This window comes from Methylorubrum podarium (assembly GCF_040270385.1).
Classification (GTDB): Bacteria; Pseudomonadota; Alphaproteobacteria; order Rhizobiales; family Beijerinckiaceae; genus Methylobacterium; species Methylobacterium podarium.
Map to the genome: position 1 here is coordinate 75,650 of NZ_JBELQE010000017.1, position 19,716 is coordinate 95,365.

The window sequence follows — 19,716 nt, forward strand, 5'->3', positions numbered from 1 at the left end:
TGGCGCGGTGTTACTTCGCGAACTCGGCGTAGGCGGCCTCGTCCATCAGCGCGTCCATCGCCGCCGGATCGTCGAGCTTCAGCCGGTAGAGCCAGCCGCCGCCCTGCGGGTCGGCGCCGACCGAGGCCGGGTCGGCGACCGCCGCCTCGTTGACCTCGGTGACCTCGCCGGAGAGCGGGGCGTAGACGTCCGAGGCCGCCTTGACGGACTCGACCACCGCGGCGGCTTCGCCCTTGGTCAGCTTCGCCCCGACCTTGGGCAGCTCGATGAAGACGAGGTCGCCGAGCTGTTCGGCGGCATGCGCCGTGATGCCGACCGTGGCGACGTCGCCGTCGAGGCGCAGCCATTCGTGCTCGTCGGTGAAACGCAGCATGGTTCGAACTCCTGATAGGCGAGGAAGATCAGCCGCGCTTGAAGCCGGCCGGGACGAAGGGGAGCGGGGAGACGACGAGGGGGAGACGCTGGCCGCGCAGCTCGGCGAAGACGCGGGTGCCGGGGGCCGTCAGCCCCGCCGGCAGGAAGCCCATGGCGACGGGGGCGCCGACGCTCGGGCCGAAGCCGCCGGAGGTGACGCGGCCGACGGCCTCGCCCCCCGAATCCACGGCGAAGAGCGGGGCGTCCGCCCGCACCGGCGCGCGGCCCTCGGGGCGCAGGCCGACGCGCCGCCGGGCGGGGCCGGCCTCCATCTCGGCGAGGATCTTTTCCGCGCCGGGGAAGCCGCCCGCGCGGGCGCCGCCGCGGCGGCGGGCCGGCGAGATCGCCCAGGCGAGGCTCGCCTCGACCGGGCTGGTGCCGGGATCGATGTCGGCGCCGTGCAGCGGCAGCCCGGCTTCGAGGCGCAGGGAATCGCGGGAGCCGAGGCCCACCGGCAGCACCTCGGGGCTCGCGAGCAGCGCCTCGGCCACGGCCTCCGCCCGATCGGCCGGCACGGCGATCTCGAACCCGTCCTCGCCGGTATAGCCGGAGCGGCTGACGAGGCAGGGCGTGCCGAGGATCACGACCGCGCGCACGTCCATGAACCGCATCGCCTGGGTTTCGGGGGCGAGCCGCGCCAGCACCTCGGCTGCCTTCGGCCCCTGGAGCGCGATCAGCGCATCCGGCACGAGCGTCACGTCGATGCCGTCGGGCAGATGCGCCCGGAGATGCGCGAGACCGGCCGCCTTGTTGCCGGCGTTGACGACGACGTGCAGCCGGTCGGGCAGGCGCGCGACCATCAGGTCGTCGAGGATGCCGCCGGCCGCGTCGGTCAGGAAGCCGTAGCGCTGACGGCCCTCGGCGAGGCCGAGGATATCGATCGGGATCAGCGCCTCGAGGGCGCGGGCGGCCTCGGTGCCGTCGCCGGAGCGGGGCGTCAGCGCGATCTGGCCCATATGCGACACGTCGAAAAGGCCGGCCGCTTCCCGCGTATGAAGGTGCTCCTTGAGCAGCCCAGCGGGGTACTGCACCGGCATCGCGTAGCCCGCGAACGGCACCATCTTGGCGCCGAGGCGCAGGTGGAGCGCGTGCAGCGGCGTCTGCGCCAGCGGTTCAGCGGAAGGAACGGGGGCGGCAGGGCTCGACGCCCCGGCGGCTTGCAAGCTCATCGGGCACTCCACGACAGACGGTCCTTGCCCGCCGGCCGGCTGGCAAGTTGCCCCCATCTGTCGCGCTTACCTGAGAGCTTCCCTCACCCGGCGGTCGAGCGAGGTTTCTCCTTCGGTGGACGCCGGACGGCGCCTCTCTCCAGATTGTCCAACGGTACGGTGATTGTGCCTGAGAGTTTCCGGGGGTGGTTGCTCCGTCGGCGCCATGGCCCCCCCTCGCGAGCGGCCTGGGCTCTCCCGTATCGTCTGTATCGGACGCAGCAAGGCTCGCACGGCGCGAACCACCGCGCAAGCCGGGCCCGGTGACGATCAGCGCTGCATGTTGCGGAAGCGGCAGTATCCGCGAAAGCTCTGGTAGCCGGCTGGGCAGCGGCGCACGCAGGCGCCGGCGGCGTATTTCAGCGGCGGACGGCAGGCGTTGCGGAAGCGCTGCTCGCCGAACTGGTAATCCTGGGCGGGGCCGGCGCGGACGGGCGCCGGGACGGCCAGGGATCCGGCGAGGGCCAGAAGAGTGAGGGCGGCGAGGGCAAAGCGGCGCGGCATGAAGGAAGGTCCCGTGAGGCCTCCGGCAACGCGCCGATCCGCGCCGGGTTCGCCCGCGCCCGGGTCGCCGGCTTGACAACCTCCCGCCACCGACGCCTTCAGGCGCCATGTCGCCGAACCCGTCGCCGGACCCGCCGAACAGCCTCGACGCCTTCGCCGCCGAAAAACTCGCCGGCCTGGAGGCCGCCGCCCTGCGTCGCCGGCTGGCGGTGACCGCCCGCGGCCCCGAGGCGGCGGCGGAGCGGGCGGGGCGGAACCTCGTCTCGTTCTCCTGCAACGACTATCTCGGCCTCGCCCACGATCCGCGGGTGATCGCGGCGGCCGCTGAGGCGCTGGCCCGCTACGGCGCGGGTGCGGGCGCCTCGCGGCTGGTGACCGGCAACTCGCCCCCGCTCGCGGCGCTGGAGGAGCGGCTCGCCCGGCACAAGGGCAAGGAGGCCGCGCTCGTCTTCGGCTCGGGCTATCTCGCCAATCTCGGCATCGCCCCCGCCCTGGTCGGCGCGGGCGACCTGATCCTGATCGACGAACTCGGCCATTCTTGCCTGTTCGCGGGAGCGAAGATGTCGGGCGCGCAGGTCGTCCGCTTCGCCCACAACGACGTCGCGGGGCTGCGCGCGGGTCTCGCCGAGCATCGCGGCGCGGCGCGGCGGGCACTGATCCTGACCGAGCGGGTGTTCAGCATGGACGGCGACCGGGCGCCGCTCGCCGACATCCTGGCGGTCGCAGAGGACTACGACGCCTGGACGCTGGTGGACGACGCCCACGGCCTCGGCGTGGTCGAGCCCGGCCCGCGCGCGCCCCTCGAAATGGGGACGCTGTCGAAGACGCTGGGCTCCTACGGCGGCTATCTTTGCGCCTCGCGGCCCGTGATCGATCTGCTGACGAGCCGGGCGCGCAGCCTCGTCTACACCACCGGCCTGCCGCCGGCCTCGGCCGCCGCGGCGCTCGCCGCCCTCGACATCGTCGAGGCCGAGCCGGAGCGCGCCGCCCGGCCGCTCGCGCTCGCCCGCCGCTTCACCGCGCGGCTGGGGCTGCCGGAGGCCGAGAGCCCGATCGTGCCGGTCCTCGTCGGCGCGGCGGAGGCGGCGCTCGCCCTCTCGGCGGCTTTGGAGGCGCGCGGCTTCCTCGTCGTCGCGATCCGCCCGCCGACGGTGGCGCCGGGCACCGCCCGCCTGCGGGTTGCCTTCTCGGCGGCCCACCACAAAGGGCAGGTCGATGCCCTGGCCGAGGCCGTCGCCGAACTCGCGCCGGATTGCGTCCGCAGCGTCTGAGCGACCTCAGGCGGACGGATCGAGCCGCCGGATCGAGGTGACGGCGCCGAAGCTCTTCTCGGCGATGCGCTCCACCGCCTCGCGCAGGGGCTCGACCGCCACCGCCATGTGGTGGCCGTTGGCGTGGATCAGCCGGTCGGCGTCGAGCATCAGCCCGACATGGCCCTTCCAGAACACGAGGTCGCCGCGTTGCAGCCCGTCGAGCCCCGGCGGCAGGGGGGTGCCGAGCGCCCGCTCCTGCTGGTCGGCGTCGCGCGGGCAGGGCCGCCCCGCATTTTGCAGGCAGAGCTGCACGAGGCCCGAGCAATCGAGGCCGAGGCTGGTGCGGCCGCCCCAGAGATAGGGCGTCCCGACGAGCCGCTCGGCGGTGGCGGCGAAATCCGGTTCGGCGGTTCCGAGCGCGACGGCATGGCCGGCAAAGACGAAACCGCCCGGCGCGAGCCGCCAGTACTCGCCCTCGCGCGCCGCCGCCGCGAAGGCCGCGCCGAGGCTCAGATGGGCGAGATGCGGCCGCTTCAGGTCGGGCGCCGGGTAGACGAAGGTGCGCAAGGCGGCGACCCGATGGGTCGGCGCCGGATCGGCGGGCCCGAGCGCCTCCGCCGGCAGGTAGCCGACATAGCCGTCGCGGGTGAACTGAACCCAGGCGAAGCCGTCGCGGGTCTCGTAGACCGTCACCGCGTCGCCCATCACCGCCTCGGTGTCGAGCCCGGCATCTGGGCGCGGCGCGCGGCGCAGGGGGGCGGAGGGCAGGACGACCCGCGCCGCCTCGCCTTCGACGTAGCGCTCGGCCGCGACGACGCCCTTCAAGCGGATGTCGGCGAGGTCGGGCCGGGCCGGGGTGAGGCGGGGATCAGGGGTATCTGGCATCGCGGAGCCGTGCCTGACGCAGGATCGGGGCGGGATTCGGGATGGATGGTCTTTTCGCACGGGCGAATTTCGGCAGGCACGGATCGATCTCGGAGCCGCGCCCCCCTGTGCTGCGCCGCCGCGACATTTTGACCATCGCCGGCCGTCCACGCCGGGCGGGCTCGTCAACGAATGTGCTGGCGCCGCTCCGGATCGGCGCGCATCCTGCATGCTCGACGAGCGGGGCGTCCGCCCGGCAGCCATGCGGCCGGCGGTCCGTCACGTCCGATGTGTGTGCAATGCACAAACCGGATGGGCCGTCCTATGATCGGTGCATGAAGACCGCGAGTCGTGCCGTGAAGAAAACCCCCAAGAGTTTCCAGGATCTGCCTCCGATCCGGGTGCGGCGCGAGCCGCCCACGGTAGCCGAGGCGGTCGCCGCCGCCCAGGACCTCGCCGACGACGTCGAGCAGCAGGTGGAGATCGCTTGCGGGCTGATCGGCCTCGGCCCGGACGAGGTACGCCCTCACGTGGTCGCCGCCGCCAAGGCCGCGGCACGCCCGTCGCACCGGCCGCAGGAGCAACGCATCCTGGCGCCGACGAGCCCGAACCGCGCGCCGCCGCGCGCCGTCATCGTCGAGCGCCGCAGCCGCCCGACGGTGGTGGTCGAGCGCCGCAGCCGGCCCCTCGACCCGCGCCGCTGACGGTTACCAGGCAAGTTACCAGGGCAGCGTCTCGCCCCGATAATCGAGGAAGGCGAGATCGGTCCGGCCGGCCCTCGCCTCGATCACGTCCGCCAGCCCGGCCGCGCTCGTCGCCACGTCGAGGTCGGCGCCCTCGCCGCCCATATCGGTGGCGACCCAGCCCGGATGCAGCAGCAGCACGCCGAAATCGCGGTCGGCGTGGCGCGCCGCGAAGCTCCGGGCATGGGTGTTCAGCGCCGCCTTGCTCGCACGGTAGTTCTCCCAGCCGCCCTCGGTGTTGAGGGCCACGCTGCCGAGCACCGAGGACATGAAGGCGAGCGTGCCGCCGGGCGCCAGCCTCGCGCGAAACGCTTCCGCGAACAGGATCGGGCTCACCGCATTGGTGAGGTACACCTTCGCGTGGACCGCTCGCGACACGGCGGAGAGCGGCCGGTCCGCCTCGATCAGAACGCCGGCCACGACGAAGATCAGATCGAATTTTCTGTGGCCCAGGCGCCCGTGCAGGGCCGCGACGGCGGCATCGTCGTCGATGTCCACCGTCTCGACCTGCACGCCCTCCGCCGCGAGACGTTCGAGGCCGGGCGCGGGACCGCGCCGGGTCGCCGTGACCTGCCAGCCGCGCCGCAGAAACGTCTCGGCGAGGCCGAGACCGATCCCGCGGGAGGCGCCGACGATCAGGGCGTGTTTTTGTGAATCAGGCATGTTGATCGCCTCGCTGTGGAGCGTCGTCTTCGTCCGAAAGCCGGCAGCGATCTCTCGGGACGATTCAGCCGAGTTCCGCACCGATCGAGGGACCGTCAAGCGCTCCCTTTAGGGCCGCATGGAGCTTCGGAAGATGCTCGGCGCCCACGAGAAGCTCCGCGAGCGTGAAGCGGCGGGGCTTGGCCGCCGGTTCGCCTGACCGTGTCGGAACGGCCTCGCCGATGTTCCTGTCCTTCACGCGCTTCGCCATGATACGCCCCCTGCAGCCGCGGCGACCACGATGACACGCTCGGACCTGCCGGGCGAGCCGCCTCAATCCCCCGTCTGCACCGTCCAGGTCGCGTGGCGCACCTCGGGCCGCTTCTCCAGGTCGGCCACCACGGCATCGAGGTCCTTGGAATGGACCGTCGTCGCGGTGAGCGTGGCGATGACGTCGACGGTGGTCTCGCCGCGCTCCTCCACCGCCGTCGTGCCGACGGGGTAGTCCGCGGCCTCCAGGCGTTCCACCAGCAGGTCGCGGGCGAGGCCGGCGGACTCGGCCGGCACCGTCACCTGTACCTCGTAGGTCGCCTCCGTCGCGCTCTCGTCGATGGGGATGCGGTCGATGAGGTTGACGAGCGGGCGCAGCAGCGTGTTGCCGGCGAGCACCGCGATGGTGACGAAGCAGGCCTCCAGCGGCATGTCGGCCCCGGCGAAGGCGCCCACCGCCGCCGCGCACCAGAGGGTCGCGGCGGTGTTGAGGCCGCGCACGTTCATCCCCTCCTTCATGATGACGCCCGCACCGAGGAAGCCGATGCCGGAAACGACGTAGGCGACGACCCGGGTCGCCCCCTCGCCGCCGGTCAGGCGCATGCCGAGATCGACGAAGGCGGCGGCGCCCAGCGCCACCAGCACGGCGGTGCGCAAGCCCGCGCTGCGCTGCCGATACTGCCGCTCGACCCCGATCAGGGTGCCGAGGCCGAAGGCGACCGCGAGGCTGATGCCGGTGTTCAAGGCTTCGGGCGTGGGAAAGGGAAAGGGGCCGGGCATCGAACCGTTCGGGGACCTTTTCGGGATCGCGGGGTTTCCCCGCTGTCGCACGAGCGTGACAGTTGCGTGACGCGACCTCACCGTTCCGCCCGCGCGCGGCGACGTGCGGTCAATTTGCCCAGGGCAAGCGGTGGGGGGCGGGATTGACGCGGCGACCGGGCAACGGGCACACCGGCAAGATTGTGGGAGCCATAAGAAAAACCCACGCGGAGGAGATGCGGATGCGGCAGGATCGTTCGCCTGCGACGGGAGCCGAAGCGCGGCCGGCGCGCGGGATGCCGGCAGGGGCGCGCGCATGAGCGTCGAGGCACTCGCCCGGCCGGCGGCGGAGGCGCCGCCGGTGCGCGACCGCATCCTCCAGCTCCGCGACGGACTGAGCCACGGGCTGATCGGCGCTGACAAGCTGGTCGAGCGCCTGCTGATCGGGCTGCTGACCGGCGGCCACCTGCTGATCGAGGGTGCGCCGGGGCTCGCCAAGACCCGCGCGGTCAAGCGCCTGTCGGACGGGCTCGACGGCTCCTTCGCCCGGGTGCAGTGCACGCCCGACCTCATGCCCGCGGACCTCACCGGTACCACGGTCTGGCGCCAGGATGCGGGCACCTTCGAGTTCCTGCCCGGCCCCCTGTTCCACTCGCTGATCCTGGTGGACGAGGTGAACCGCGCCCCGCCCAAGGTGCAGTCAGCCCTGCTGGAGGCGATGGCGGAGGGGCAGATCACGGTCTCCGGCCACACCCACCGCCTGCCCGACCCCTTCATGGTGGTGGCGACGCAGAACCCGATCGAGCACGCGGGCACCTTCCCGCTGCCCGAGGCGCAGCTCGACCGCTTCCTGCTCCACGTCGTCGTCGAGATGCCGGACGAGGCCTCCGAGCGCCGCATCCTCGACCTCGTCGAGGGCGAGCTGAACCACCACGCCGAGGCGATGCCGGTGAAGCTGTCGGTCGCCGAGGTGATCGCCGCCCGCGAGGCCGCGCTCGCCACCTACGTCTCGCCGGCCCTCAAGGACTATCTCGTGCGGCTCGTGGCCGGCACCCGCGGCGACAGCGTCGCGCCGGAGCTGCGCGCGGCGATCGAGCACCCGGCCTCGCCGCGCGGAACGCTGGCGCTGATGGTGGCCGGCAAGGCGCGGGCCTACCTGCACGGCCGCGACCACGTCGTGCCCGAGGATATTTCCGAATTGGCCGCCGACGCCCTCTCTCACCGCATCGGCCTGACCTGGCGCGCGGCGGCCGAAGGGCGCACCACGCGGGGCATCGTCGGCGGGCTGGTCGAGCGGACGCGGGCGCTGTAGCCGCCATGACCGCGAGCGCGGCCCCATCGAGCGACCCGAGCGACCCGTCCGGTGCCCCCGGCATCCATCTCTCCGGCGCCGGGCTGATGAGCCTGCGCCATCTCGCCCGGCGCGGCGTCTCGCCCTCGACCCGCACCATCGCCGGCCTGCCGGGGGGCATCGTCACGCGCAAGCGCGGGCGCGGCTCGGAGCCGGACGACGTGCGGCCCTGGTCCGAGGGCGACGACCGCCGCTTCATCGACCGCAACGCCACCGCCCGCACCGGCGAGCTGCACGTGCGCACCCACCACGACGAGCGCGACCGCGCCGTGGTGCTGCTCGCCGACTTCCGGCCCTCGATGCTGTTCGGCACCCGCCGGGCGCTCCGCTCGGTCGCGGCGGCGGAGGCGTTGGCGCTGCTCGGCTGGCGCATCGTCGGCGACGGCGGGCGCATCGGCCTGATCGCCGCGGGGGCGGGCGAGCCGTCGGTGGTGCGTCCGGCCGGCGGCGAGCGGGCGATGACCGCCGTCACCGGGGCGATGGCCCACGCCCACGCCGCGGCGCTGGCGAACCCGGCGGCGGACGACCCGCCGCTCACCGACACCCTGGCGCTCGCCCGCTCGCTGCTGCCCTCCGGCGGGCACCTCGTCGTCGCGAGCGCCCTCGACGCGCCTGGGCCGGATTTTGAGAGCCTGATCACCGCGCTCGCCGAGCGGCTCTCGATCCGCCTGCTGCTGGTCAGCGACGCCTTCGAGCGGGTGCGCCCGGCCGGCTTCTACCCCTACGCCCTTCCGGACGGACACCGCGGCACCGTCCAGGCCCGCCGCGGGGCGCCGGCCGTGGCGGAGGTCGATCCGCGCCTCGCCCGCCTTCACGCCTGCGGCATTGAGGGCCTGCGCATCGATGTCGAGGCCGGGCCGGAGAGCTACGCCCCGCTGATGGAGCGGCTCGATGCGGTGCTGTGAGACGCGCTTTCCCCTCCCCCCTGTGGGGAGGGGCCAGGGGTGGGGGTGGTTCAGAAGACACCGCTTCGCCTCATCCTGCGCCACCCCCACCTCCAACTCCTCCCCACAAGGGGGAGGAGAGCGGGTGCAGCGATCATGACGCCCCCCGACCTCTCCGCCCTGCGCGGCCTGCACCTCCCCACCGGGGGCAGCGCCGCGGTGCAGCCCGAGATGGTGGCCGCCATCGTCGTCGGCTTCGGCCTCGCGCTGCTCGTCGGCGGGATCCGCCTCCTCCGGGCCCGGCGCGGCGCCTCCCTGCGCCGGGCGGCCCTTCGCGAGCTGGCGCTCGCCGCCCGGCTCGAGCCCGAGGCCCGGCGCGTCGCGCAGGCCCGTCTCCTGCGCCGCGTGGTCCGAACGCTGAAGGGCGAGGAGGCGGCGCGCAGCCGCGGCCCCGCCTGGGCCGCGACGCTCGACGCCACCTTCGGCACCGACTTCTTCCGCAACGGCCCCGGCCGCGTCTTCGCCGACGACCTCTATCGACGGCCGGACGCCGTCGATCCCGCCGCCATCGATGCCGGCCTCGGCCGCATGCTCTCGCAGATCCGGGCCTGACCCCCGATGCCCGCCTGGATCACCGCCCTCGCCTCCGCCTTCGACTTCGCGACGCCGCTCGCCCTGCTGCTCCTGCCCCTGCCGCTGGTCGCCCGGCTGATCCCGCCGGAGCGCGAGGGCGGCAGCGGGGCGCTCCGCGTCCCGCCCTCCCTCGTCCTCGGCGCGGAGCGGACCGAGAGCATCGCCGCCCGCGGCCGGCGGCGGCTCTGGCTCATCGGCACGCTCTGGGTCGCGCTCGTGGTCGCGCTCGCCGGTCCCCGTCTCGTGCTGCCCGCCACCGCACTTCCCGCCTCGGCCCGCGAGATCGTGCTGGCCCTCGATCTCTCGGGCAGCATGGAGCGCAAGGATTTTTCGCTGGACGGCGAGACGGTGAGCCGGCTCGCCGCGGTGAAGCGGGTCGGCGCCGAGTTCATCCGCCGCCGGGCCGGCGACCGCATCGGCCTCGTCGAATTCGCCGATCAGGCCTACGTCGCCGCGGCCCCGACCTTCGACACGGCGGCCGTCGCCCGCACCCTGGAGGAGGCGACGATCGGCCTCGTCGGGCGCTCCACCGGCATCGGCGACGGGCTCGGCCTCGCCCTCAAGCGCCTCGCCCCGGCCCAGGTCGCGGCCGCCGACGGCGGGGGGCCGCCCCCATCCCGCGACAAGGTCGTGGTGCTGCTCTCGGACGGCGCGAACAATGCCGGCCAGACCGCGCCGAAGGACGTGGCGGCTTTGGCCAAAGAGCTCGGCGTGCGCGTCTACACCATCGCGCTCGGCCCGATCGACATGGCCGACAACCCCAACAACGAGCAGGACGTGGTCGATGTCGAGACCCTGCGGGCCATGGCCGAGACGAGCGACGGCCGGGCGTTCCGGGTGAAGACCACCGACGATCTCGAGAGCGTGGCGAACGCCATCGACGAGCTGGAGGGCGGGCGCGCCAAGGCGCCGCCGCTGCCCCTGCGGCGCGACCTCTGGCCCTGGCCGGCGGCCCTCGCCTTTCTCTGCGCCTGCGGGCTCCTGGCGACGCGGCGCAGGACGTGATCGGGCCAATCGCATGATCGAAACGCTCACCCTCCTGCGCCCGCTCTGGTTCCTCGCGCTCCCCGTGGTGGCCGTGCTGGCCCTGCGCGCCGCGTGGCGCTCGGCACCGCTCGGCGACTGGAGCAAGGCGGTCGATCCCCACCTGATGGCGCTCTACGCCCGCCGCGGCGCCCTGCTCGGCGGGCGGCGGCAGGCCAACCTCGCCGCCGCGCTCGCCGCCGGCATCCTGGCCCTGGCGCTCACCGGTCCGGCGGTCGAGCGCCCGGAGGCCGCGACCTTCCGCAACCTCGACGCCACGGTGGTCGTGCTCGACCTCTCCCGCTCGGTCACCGAGGGCGGGCGCTTCAAGGAGGCACGGCAGGCGGCGCAGGCGGTGGCCGAGGCCGCGGGCACCCGCTCGCTGGCGCTGATCGTCTACGCCGGCGACGCCTACACCGCGCTCTCGCCCACCAACGACCGCGACAGCCTCGCCACCACCCTGTTCGCCCTCGACGCCGACACTGTGCCCGACCGGGGCAGCCACCCGGAGCGCGGGCTGGCGCTCGCCCGCCGCACGCTGGCCGAGGCGAACGTCGTCGCCGCCGACGTGGTGCTGATCTCCGACGGCGACGGCATCGGCCAGGCCGCCGAGCGTGAGGCCGCGGCGATCCGCGACCGGGGCTGGCAGCTCCACGCCCTGTTCGTGCCGGCGGGCAAGGCGCTGCCCCCCGGCGCGCCGCGCCCGGACCGGGCCGCCCTCGACCGGCTCGCGGGGGCGGGCGGCGGCCGCGCCGCCGACATCGACGGCCCGCAGGCGGTGCTCGACCGCGTCGGCGCCTCGACCGCGCAGCACCTCGCCGCGGGCGGCTACGGCGTGCTCGCCTTCGCCGATTTCGGCCGATGGCTGCTGCTGCTGGCGCTTCTCCCGGCCCTCCTCCTGTTCCGCCGGAGCGCGTGATGCTGGCGCCCGCCCCCTCCCGCTCCTTCGCGGCGCCCCTGCGGCGCACCCTGCCGGTGGCCTTCCCGCGCAATTGGCGGCGGCTCGCGCGCATCGCCGGCCTCGCGCTCGCGGGACTCGGCATCCTCGGCCTGCTGCTCGTGTCGGAGCCGCGCACGACGCTGGGCCGCTTCCTGATGGCGGTCGGGCTGCCGGGTGCGGCGCTCCACGTGTTCGACGTGCCCGCGTGGCGCGCCGCCGCCCTCTACGAGGCCGGGCGCTACGAGGCGGCGATCCCGCTGTTCCGGGCGCAGGGGAAGCGCGGCGCCTACAATCTCGGCAACGCGCTGGCCCGCTCCGGCGACCTGAAGGGCGCGCTCGATGCCTACGACGAGGCGCTGACCTACAACCCCCGCGACGCCGACGCGCAGGCCAACCGCTCACTGGTGGCCAAGGCGCTGGAGGAGGAGGTCGACCGCGGCAAGGGCGGCGGCATCGCCAACGCCTCGGCGCAGTACGGTGCCCGCTACAACAACACCGCCAACCAGGACCAGAACGACGACATCCGCGCCACCTCCAGCGGCGAGGGGCTGGCCGGCAACAAGGAGGCGAGTTCCTCCGCCTCGCTGCCCGGCACCAGTCCGGTGGCGCGGCGCGGCAAGGCGGAGCAGCAGGCAATCGATTCCGGCAAGGGCCAGGCCCGCGGCTCGGCGAGCGACGCGGCCGGCCGGGGACGCCAGGGGGCCGGCTCGGCCATGGTCGCCGCCGCGCCCGAGCGCGAGGCGCGCCGCGTCACGAAGAGCTTCGAGGCCCACGAGATCCATCCCGACCGGCTCTGGCTCCAGACCCTGCCGGACGAGCCCGGCCGCTACCTGAAGCTGCGCCTCAAGGCCGAGCAGGCCCGGCGCATCGAGGCCGGCACCGCCATCCCGGGAGGCAGCAACCCGTGGTGATTCTTTTGAGTGTTTTGCGGCGCGCCACGAAAAGCCCTCCCCCCTCTGCGGGGGAGGGTGGCCCCTGCGTCAGCAGGGATCGGGAGAGGGGAGCGCCCCCTCCGGACAGGACGCGACGGGCGCCACCTTCCGCACCGTCGCGCTGCCCCTCTCCCGCCAGCTCCGCAGGCACCCTCCCCCGCAGAGGGGGGAGAGACATGCTCGCGGCGCTCCTCATCCTGTTCGCCCTGGCTTCGCCCGCCCACGCGATCGACCCCGGCGACCTCACCCTGACGGTGACGCCGGACCTTCCCGGCGGCGCGCAGCCCTATGCCCGCGAGATGGTGCTGCTGCGCCTGCGCGGAGTCTACCGCACGCAGATCCTGCTGGAGGAGCTGCGCCAGCCGGCGCTGGTCAACTTCTCCTGGACACAGCTCGGCCGCGACCATTGGGGTCGCACGCGGATGCCCGACGGGCAGATGGCGCTGGAATTCGAGCGCACCATCGCGGTCTTCCCCCAGCATACGGGGACCTTCACCATCGACCCGTTCGTCCACCGTCTCACCATCAACGACGGGGGGGAGCGCAAACAGATCGACGTGCGCTCCGAGCCGATCCCCTTCCCCGTGGCGGCCTGGACGGGGGCCACCGGCGGCCCGGACGCGGCGGAGCCGTGGTGGCTTCCGGCGCGGGACGTGTCGATCACCGATTCCTGGGATCCCGACCCGGAGACGCTGAACAAGGGCGACACCGCCCGCCGGATCGTCACCCTCGAGGCGCAGGGCATGCTGGCCGAGGGGCTGCCGCCGCGCCCGGTCATGCGCACCCGCGGCATCATCACCTTCGCCGGGCCGGTGAAGCGCGAGACCCTGATCACGCCCTCCGGCCCGGTGGCGCGGGCGACCTACCAGTGGGACATCAAGAAGGGCGTGTCCGAGGTGATCCCGCTCGACGCGATCAAGATCCCCTGGTTCGACACGCTGACCCGCACCCTGCGCGAGACCGAGATCCCAGCCCGCCAGATCGGCGGCGGCCTCGCCGAGCGGGAGGAGGATCTTAGACCCGCGGCGCCGGCCTCTTGGCCCGCTCTCGCCGCGGCGGCGCTCGCCGCCTTCGGCCTCGGGCTCGCGCTGATCGGCTTCCGCACCGGCCCCGCCCGTCTGCGCCTCGACCGGGGGCAGGCCCGCGCCCTACGCCTGGCCGCGGTCGCGGGCGACGCGGCGGCGTTCCGGGCGGCGCTCGGCCGCGCCGCGCAGGCGCAGCCGGATCTCGCCGCGCTCTGGCGGGAGGAGCCGGATCTGGCGCAGGATCTCGCCGCCCTCGACCGGCAGGTGTTCGGCCAAGCGCCAGCCGGCGCGAGCCCGGTCGATCTCCCCGCCCTCGCCCGGCGGCTCGGCCGGCCCCGGAGGCTCGGCCCCGCGGCGGCGCCGGCGGTGGAACCGCGGCTGGCTCCCCTCGACGGCCCGCTCGCGCGAGCGTGACCGCGCCCGGCTGAACGGCGGCGGCCGCTCCCGGTTTGGTGTCAGGCCGGCCTCGCGAGGAACGGCGGATCCACCACGAGGCCGGACGTGACCGCTGCGAGCCCGATCCCCTACCACCCCTCCGTCGAGCAGCCGCGCACGGACGAGGCCGACATCCACGGGCAGATGCTCGCGACCTTCGCCAAGATCCAGGAGACGACGCTCAAGGATTACGGCCGGGCGGTGCGGGGCGTTCACGCCAAGGCGCACGGCCTGCTCGTCGGTCGACTCGACATCCTCGACGGTCTGCCCCCCGAACTGGCGCAGGGCCTCTGCGAGAAGCCCGGCACCTACGAGGCGCTGCTGCGCTTCTCCACCAATCCCGGCGACATCCTCGACGACAGCGTCTCGACCCCGCGCGGCCTCGCGCTCAAGGTCGTCGGCGTCGAGGGCGAGCGCCTGGAGGGCAGCGAGGGCACGACGCAGGATTTCGTGATGGCCGACGCACCGGCCTTCACGGCACCGGACGACGCGGCCTTCCTCAAGAGCCTGAAGCTCCTGGCCGCCACCACGGACACGCCGCAGGTGTTCAAGAAGGCGTTCTCGGCGGTTCTGCGCGGCGTCGAAACCGTGCTCGAAGGGCTCGGCACCAAGAGCCCGACCGTGATCGCGCTGGGCGGCCACCCGGAGACGCACATTCTGGGCGAGACGTTCTACAGCCAAGTGCCCCTGCGCTGGGGCGCCTACGTCGCGAAGGTCGCGGTCGCGCCGGCCTCCCCCGCCCTGACTGCGCTGACGGGCGCGAGCCTCAACGTCAACAGCCGGCCGGACGGCCTGCGCGAGGCGGTCACCGCCTTCTTCGCCGAGAACGAGGGCGTGTGGGAGCTGCGGGTGCAACTGCGCAACGTCGAGGAGGCGATGCCGGTCGAGGATGCCTCGAAGCCCTGGCCGGAGGCGCTCAGTCCCTACGTCGCGGTGGCCCGCCTCACCGTGCCGCGCCAGGATGCGTGGAGCGAGGAGAAGGTGCGCCGGATCGATGACGGACTCGCCTTCAACCCCTGGCACGCGCTCGCCGCGCATCGTCCGCTCGGCGCGATCATGCGGGCGCGCCGCGCCGCCTACCCCGCCTCCGCCGGTTTCCGTGCCGAGCACAACGGCTGCCCGATCCACGAACCGGGCGCTCTCCCCGCCTCGGGCCCGTGACCGGGCCGGCGAGCGGCCGCCGCGAGCGTCGAGGGCGACGGCTCACGGCATCCGGCGGAGAGGAGACCCGCGCCGAGGGATGATGCGCCGGCCTCCGGCTTGGTCTACGGCCTCGATCCGGACAGGGGCCGGAGACCGGGAGGAAGACGTGTCCGCCAGACAGGCCGGCGAGCCGGGACGAGAGCTCGCCCGCGATCCGCGGCGCCTTGTCGGCATCGCCCTGATGTGCGTCGCGCCGGTGTTCTTCGCCAGCCTCGACGCCACGGGCAAGGTGCTGGCCGGGTCGGGCGTCGATCCGCTCCTCACCACCTTCATGCGCTACGCCGTCAACGTCGCGCTGGTCACCGCCTTCCTCAACCCGGTGACGCGGCCGGGTGTGGCGAAGTCGCGCCGCCTGCCGCTCCAGATCCTGCGCTCGCTGCTGCTGTTCGGCTCCACCGCCTGCAACTTCCTGGCCCTGCGCTCGCTCCAGCTCGCCGAGACGATCTCGATCCAGTTCGCCGCGCCGCTCACCGTCGCGCTGCTCGCCGGGCCGCTTCTCGGGGAATGGTCGTCGCGGATGCGGCTCGCGGCGGTTGCGGCGGGCTTCGTCGGCGTCCTCGTCATCGTGCGCCCGGACGCGCTGGCCGCCGAGCCGGCGATCCTGTTCAGCCTCGGGGCGATGCTCTGCTACGCGGTCTACGTGATCGTGACCCGCAAGCTCGCGGCCTACGATTCGACCGCGACGACGGTGTTCTACACCGGCCTCGGCGGCCTCGCGGTGATGAGCCCGCTCCTCCCCTGCATCTGGACGGCGCCGGCCTCGGGGACGCTCTGGGCACTGCTGATCGCCGTCGGGCTGTTCGGCACGATCGGGCACTGGCTGCTGGTGCTGGCCCACGCGCGGGCGCCGGCGAGCCTGCTCGCCCCCTTCATCTACACGCAGATCCTGTGGTCGGTGCTCCTGGGCTACCTGCTGTTCGGCGACGTGCCGAGCCCCTGGACGATGCTCGGCGCCGGCATCATCGTCGCCTCGGGCCTGGCGCTGCTGGCCGAGGATGCCCTGATGCGCCGCGGAACACGGCGGAGCGGGCCCCGCTCCGCCGGCTAGAGCATCGTGGATCGGGCGCTGCGCCGGCTCAGTGGTGGCGGTGGCGGCGGTGATGGTAGTGGCGGTGCGAGCGCATGCGGGTGCGGTAGGCGCGCCGGCCGGGATCGATGCCGAGCACACCGTTGACGCCGCCCACCGCGCCGCCGACGGCGCCGCCCACGATGCCGCCGATCGGCCCGGCGACGCGGTCGCCCTCGGCCGCGCCGCGGCGCATGCCGCCCGGAACACCCTGGGCCTGGGCCTCACCGGCGATGGGCAGGAGGCAGAGCATCAGACCTGCGGCGGCGATGGCGAGACGTCTCATGGCGGAGATTCCTCATTTGTGATGCAGACTTACCAGTGCCCCGCACGAGCGGACGGCGACCGGATGCCAGCCAACGAAGCGTGGCCCTTTCCGGTTCCGGTGAGTCGGCGCAGCATCCCCAGGATCCGCCGCGAAAGCCGGAGCCATCGACCCGGCCCTGAAGGCCGGCCGGCATCGCTCAGAGCGCAAAGAGAAAGCCGGCTCCCTCGCGGAAGCCGGCTTTCTCGATCCTCGTCGGTCCTGCGCTGAGGGCGACGGTCAGGTCTGCTGTGTGCGGCGGGGGCGGACCTGCCAGCGCTCGAACGCCTCGGTCACCTCCTCGTCGCGGCCCGGCTCCTGCGGGTTGCGGATCGCGGCGCCGAGGGCCTTCGAGAGGCTCTCGATCACGTCGTCGATGCGCGCATCCGGCGCCAGCCGCTCCCCGGACTCGGCCGCGGGCTTCGGGGCTTCCGCCGCCTCGGCCGCGGGCTGGGCCTCCTCCGGCTTGGCGGCCTCGGCCGGCTGCTGCGGCTCGGCCGGCGCGGGCGCCTCGACGGGCTCGGGCGTCGGAGCCTCGGCGGGCGCGGCCTCCTCGGCCCGAGGCTCCTCAGTATGGGGTGCCTCGGGCTTCGGTGCCTCGGACGCGGGCTCCGCTGCCGAGACCGCCGGAAGAGGTTCCTCGGCGGCCTGAGGCTGCTCCTCCGGCTTGGCCTCGGGCGCCGTCGCCGGCTCCGCCACGGCCGCGGCGAGCATGGCCTCCGGGATCGGCGGGTGCCGCGTCGGCTCGGGCGCGCGCGGCGGAACCGCGTTCTCCCGCGGCGGCGTCACCGGCTTCGACGGAGCGAAGGGCGGGCGGTTGGCGCCGAAGCGCGGCTCGATCAGGTCGAGCACCGCGTCCAGGGCGGCATTGCTGAGCGGGATCTCGCCGGGGCTGGGGACGCCGGTGAGCGCGATCGCCTGGCCGTCATAGGCCTTGTCCGTCGTCACCTCGGCGCCGAACCAGACCGGCGGCGCGAAGCCCTGGGCGGCGGCGGCATCGGGGAAGACGAGGCTGACGACATCGAGGCCGGAGGGGCGCACGTAGCGGTCGACCAGCGCCTCGACCGAGCCGCCGAGGGAGACCGTGGTGCGCTCGTAGACCGCCCGGCCCTGGCAGACGTCGAGGAGCGCGTCGCCGTGGGCGCGCGGCACCTCGGTGCGCTCCTCGGCCATGGCACCCTCGGTGCCGGTCATCAGCACGAGGAAGCAGTTGGTGCCCTGCAGGCGCACGAACGAGGTGCGCCCGGCCTGCGGCGCGAAGTAGCCCTCGGTCACGCGGGAGCCGCCCCGCTCCTTCCGCAGGAGGCGGACCAGAGAGGGCGCCACGAGAAACCGGCGAACGACACTCATTCACTTCCCTCCGCGGGTCGGCATGCACCGGTCCGGGACCGGCCCGGACGCTCGGTCTTCGGGGCGCCGATCCGCAGCGGGATCGGCGGCCGCCCGCCGTATCGGATACGGGCGGTCCGCGAAGACCGGGGCGTTAACCTCTTCTTCACACGGACCTTCATGGCGAAGTGTTGAGCCCGAAACAACCACGCGGCAAGCCTGGAGCCGGAAAAGGCGTGGAATTCATGGGGTAACGCCCCTGAATCCCGAGGCTGTCAGCCCTCCGGCTCGAAGCCGAGGGCGACGCCGTTCATGCAGTAGCGCAGCCCCGTCGGGGCCGGCCCGTCCTCGAAGACATGGCCGAGATGGCCCTTGCAGCGGGCGCAATGCACCTCGGTGCGGGTCATCCAGTGGCTGCGGTCGACCTGCGTCTCGACCGCCCCCTCCATCGGCGCGAAGAAGCTCGGCCAGCCGCTGCCCGACTCGTACTTGGTCTCGCTCTCGAACAGCGGCGTGCCGCATCCGGCGCAGACGAACGTGCCGGGGCGTTTCTCGGCGTTGAGGCCGCTCGTTCCGGCCCGTTCGGTGCCGTGCTCGCGCAGGACGCGGTACTGCTCCGGCGTCAGCGTCGCGCGCCACTCGTCTTCGGTGCGAAGTCCGGGATCTGTCCCGATGACGTCGGATCCGGCCATAGTCGCGTTCCTCGGTTCGTCTCTCGTTCGGCAAGATAGTGCCGGGGACCGCTTGTCACGAGTGCGACCCGGTCGCGCAAGAACCGATGATAGGTTGTTCAGGCCTCAGGCTGCCGCGCCCACGGTGTCGGCCATGCGCGCGCCGCGCTGCCCCAGGGGCTTCTGCGGGCTCGTGGTCGAGTCGCGGGCGGTCTGGTGCTCGATCTCGGCGTTGATCTCGCCGCCGAGCAGCACGATGGTGGCCGAGATCCAGATCCAGGTCATGAAGCCGATCACGGCGCCGAGCGAGCCGTAGGTCTCGTTGTAATTGCCGAAATTGGCGACGTACCACGAGAACAGGATCGAGGCGGCGAGCCAGAGCAGGCCGGCCACCACGCTGCCCGCGCCGACCCAGCGCCAGCGCGCCCGCTCCCGGCTCGGGCCGTAGCGGTAGAGCACGGCGAGCCCGCCGAGCAGGACGAGGAGCAAAGCCGGCCAGCGCGCCATGGCGATGAGGCGGGCGCCGTCGCCGAGGCCGAGGAAGTTGAACACCACCGGCAGCACGACGATCGCCGTCAGCGCCAGGATGATGAACAGCAGCGCGCCCGCGGTGAAGGTCAGGGAGCGGACGTTGAGCCAGAAGAAGTTGCGCTTCTCCTCCTCCTCGTAGACGACGTTGAGCGCGTCGAACATCGCCTTCATGGCGGCGTTGGCGCTCCACAGCGACAGCGTCAGGCTGGTGAAGAAGGTGAAGCCCAGCGCGCCGCCGCCCTTGGCGGCGATGCGCTTCACCTGCTCGCCGATGATGTCGATAGCGCTCTCCGGCAGCACGCCGTGCAGCGCGGAGAGGTGTTCGTTGATCGTGTTCACGTCGGCCACGAGCCCGTAGCAGGTGACGAGCGCGGCGATCGCCGGGAACAGCGAGAGCAGGGTGTAGAAGGTGACGCCCGCCGCCACCGAGAGCACCCGGTCCTTGTTGAACTCGAGGTAGACCCGCGTGGCGATGTCCCACCAGCCGGGCGACGGGATCTCGCCGGGATGGTCGGCGGCGCGCCCGCGATCGGCCTGCGTCGCCGCCACCCAGCGGGCGGAGCGGCCCTCGTGGGAATGGGCGCCCCCGTTGGATTCCCTGGCTTCGGGCGGCTCCGGCGGCGCGTCGTCGGGCCGGCGCCGGGGCGCGGCGGCGAGCGCGATCAGCGCCGCGCCCATCATCAGGGTCCAGAGCACGGGGGCCGTGCCCTCCGCGGGCGGACGGGGCGGGGT

22 protein-coding genes and 1 riboswitch are annotated in these 19,716 nt (G+C 73.5%); of the genes, 11 read left to right on the plus strand and 11 right to left on the minus strand.

The window, feature by feature from the left end; genetic code table 11:
• Positions 1 to 10: 10 nt before the first annotated feature.
• The 3 genes from gcvH to ABS772_RS02400 form a co-directional block, all read right to left on the minus strand.
• On the minus strand, positions 11 to 373 hold the full coding sequence (gcvH, locus tag ABS772_RS02390; RefSeq protein ID WP_238256202.1) for a glycine cleavage system protein GcvH: 363 nt from the start codon (positions 371 to 373) through the stop codon (positions 11 to 13).
• Between the two features lie 28 nt (positions 374 to 401).
• A complete protein-coding gene (gcvT, locus tag ABS772_RS02395) occupies positions 402 to 1,583 on the minus strand; it encodes a glycine cleavage system aminomethyltransferase GcvT (RefSeq protein WP_350391940.1) in 1,182 nt (393 codons plus the stop codon).
• Between the two features lie 47 nt (positions 1,584 to 1,630).
• A riboswitch (glycine riboswitch) is annotated at positions 1,631 to 1,736 on the minus strand.
• Positions 1,737 to 1,892: 156 nt separating this feature from the next.
• Positions 1,893 to 2,126 carry a hypothetical protein gene (locus tag ABS772_RS02400; protein ID WP_350391941.1) on the minus strand — a complete coding sequence of 78 codons (234 nt, stop codon included), beginning with the start codon at positions 2,124 to 2,126 and terminating at the stop codon, positions 1,893 to 1,895.
• Positions 2,127 to 2,233: 107 nt separating this feature from the next.
• On the opposite strand from ABS772_RS02400, the gene ABS772_RS02405 reads away from it, so the two are divergent.
• Entirely contained in the window at positions 2,234 to 3,397 is a 1,164-nt protein-coding gene (locus tag ABS772_RS02405) for an aminotransferase class I/II-fold pyridoxal phosphate-dependent enzyme (RefSeq protein ID WP_350391942.1), read from the plus strand.
• 6 nt (positions 3,398 to 3,403) lie between these two features.
• Here the strand turns inward: ABS772_RS02405 and ABS772_RS02410 are convergent, their stop codons facing one another.
• Positions 3,404 to 4,264: a C40 family peptidase gene (locus ABS772_RS02410; protein WP_350391943.1), complete on the minus strand. Its 861-nt coding sequence runs from the start codon at positions 4,262 to 4,264 to the stop codon at positions 3,404 to 3,406.
• A gap of 314 nt (positions 4,265 to 4,578) precedes the next feature.
• Between ABS772_RS02410 and ABS772_RS02415 the strand changes: the two genes are divergently transcribed.
• On the plus strand, positions 4,579 to 4,947 hold the full coding sequence (locus tag ABS772_RS02415; protein WP_238255727.1) for a hypothetical protein: 369 nt from the start codon (positions 4,579 to 4,581) through the stop codon (positions 4,945 to 4,947).
• Positions 4,948 to 4,962: 15 nt separating this feature from the next.
• Here the strand turns inward: ABS772_RS02415 and ABS772_RS02420 are convergent, their stop codons facing one another.
• The 3 genes from ABS772_RS02420 to ABS772_RS02430 form a co-directional block, all read right to left on the minus strand.
• Positions 4,963 to 5,649 carry an SDR family oxidoreductase gene (locus tag ABS772_RS02420; protein WP_350391944.1) on the minus strand — a complete coding sequence of 229 codons (687 nt, stop codon included), beginning with the start codon at positions 5,647 to 5,649 and terminating at the stop codon, positions 4,963 to 4,965.
• A gap of 64 nt (positions 5,650 to 5,713) precedes the next feature.
• Positions 5,714 to 5,899: a hypothetical protein gene (locus ABS772_RS02425; RefSeq protein ID WP_350391945.1), complete on the minus strand. Its 186-nt coding sequence runs from the start codon at positions 5,897 to 5,899 to the stop codon at positions 5,714 to 5,716.
• Between the two features lie 62 nt (positions 5,900 to 5,961).
• On the minus strand, positions 5,962 to 6,678 hold the full coding sequence (locus ABS772_RS02430) for an MgtC/SapB family protein (RefSeq protein ID WP_350391946.1): 717 nt from the start codon (positions 6,676 to 6,678) through the stop codon (positions 5,962 to 5,964).
• Between the two features lie 295 nt (positions 6,679 to 6,973).
• Between ABS772_RS02430 and ABS772_RS02435 the strand changes: the two genes are divergently transcribed.
• The 9 genes from ABS772_RS02435 to ABS772_RS02475 all read left to right on the plus strand — a co-directional run bounded on the left by ABS772_RS02435 (position 6,974) and on the right by ABS772_RS02475 (position 16,131).
• Positions 6,974 to 7,969 carry an AAA family ATPase gene (locus ABS772_RS02435; protein WP_350391947.1) on the plus strand — a complete coding sequence of 332 codons (996 nt, stop codon included), beginning with the start codon at positions 6,974 to 6,976 and terminating at the stop codon, positions 7,967 to 7,969.
• 5 nt (positions 7,970 to 7,974) lie between these two features.
• Positions 7,975 to 8,913 carry a DUF58 domain-containing protein gene (locus ABS772_RS02440; protein ID WP_238255722.1) on the plus strand — a complete coding sequence of 313 codons (939 nt, stop codon included), beginning with the start codon at positions 7,975 to 7,977 and terminating at the stop codon, positions 8,911 to 8,913.
• Positions 8,914 to 9,045: 132 nt separating this feature from the next.
• On the plus strand, positions 9,046 to 9,504 hold the full coding sequence (locus ABS772_RS02445) for a DUF4381 family protein (RefSeq protein WP_238255729.1): 459 nt from the start codon (positions 9,046 to 9,048) through the stop codon (positions 9,502 to 9,504).
• A gap of 6 nt (positions 9,505 to 9,510) precedes the next feature.
• Positions 9,511 to 10,530 (plus strand): VWA domain-containing protein, encoded by a 1,020-nt coding sequence (locus tag ABS772_RS02450; RefSeq protein WP_350391948.1) that lies wholly within the window; start codon positions 9,511 to 9,513, stop codon positions 10,528 to 10,530.
• 13 nt (positions 10,531 to 10,543) lie between these two features.
• Positions 10,544 to 11,467 (plus strand): VWA domain-containing protein, encoded by a 924-nt coding sequence (locus tag ABS772_RS02455; RefSeq protein ID WP_350391949.1) that lies wholly within the window; start codon positions 10,544 to 10,546, stop codon positions 11,465 to 11,467.
• Entirely contained in the window at positions 11,467 to 12,399 is a 933-nt protein-coding gene (locus ABS772_RS02460; protein WP_350391950.1) for a tetratricopeptide repeat protein, read from the plus strand. The genes ABS772_RS02455 and ABS772_RS02460 overlap by 1 nt, the downstream gene beginning before the upstream one ends.
• Positions 12,400 to 12,596: 197 nt before the next feature.
• Positions 12,597 to 13,859 carry a hypothetical protein gene (locus ABS772_RS02465; RefSeq protein WP_350391951.1) on the plus strand — a complete coding sequence of 421 codons (1,263 nt, stop codon included), beginning with the start codon at positions 12,597 to 12,599 and terminating at the stop codon, positions 13,857 to 13,859.
• A gap of 87 nt (positions 13,860 to 13,946) precedes the next feature.
• Positions 13,947 to 15,041, plus strand: a complete 1,095-nt coding sequence (locus ABS772_RS02470) for a catalase family protein (RefSeq protein ID WP_350391952.1) — start codon at positions 13,947 to 13,949, stop codon at positions 15,039 to 15,041.
• Positions 15,042 to 15,189: 148 nt separating this feature from the next.
• A complete protein-coding gene (locus ABS772_RS02475) occupies positions 15,190 to 16,131 on the plus strand; it encodes a DMT family transporter (RefSeq protein ID WP_350391953.1) in 942 nt (313 codons plus the stop codon).
• A gap of 28 nt (positions 16,132 to 16,159) precedes the next feature.
• Here the strand turns inward: ABS772_RS02475 and ABS772_RS02480 are convergent, their stop codons facing one another.
• From ABS772_RS02480 to ABS772_RS02495, 4 genes are all read right to left on the minus strand, one after another.
• Complete coding sequence (locus ABS772_RS02480) at positions 16,160 to 16,435, minus strand: hypothetical protein (protein ID WP_350391954.1); 276 nt, start codon at positions 16,433 to 16,435, stop codon at positions 16,160 to 16,162.
• A 258-nt stretch (positions 16,436 to 16,693) separates the two neighbouring features.
• Positions 16,694 to 17,803: a hypothetical protein gene (locus ABS772_RS02485; RefSeq protein ID WP_350391955.1), complete on the minus strand. Its 1,110-nt coding sequence runs from the start codon at positions 17,801 to 17,803 to the stop codon at positions 16,694 to 16,696.
• Positions 17,804 to 18,057: 254 nt separating this feature from the next.
• Complete coding sequence (gene msrB / locus ABS772_RS02490; protein ID WP_350391956.1) at positions 18,058 to 18,474, minus strand: peptide-methionine (R)-S-oxide reductase MsrB; 417 nt, start codon at positions 18,472 to 18,474, stop codon at positions 18,058 to 18,060.
• 105 nt (positions 18,475 to 18,579) lie between these two features.
• A partial coding sequence (locus ABS772_RS02495; RefSeq protein ID WP_350391957.1) for a YihY/virulence factor BrkB family protein occupies positions 18,580 to 19,716 on the minus strand: 1,137 nt, incomplete at its 5' end.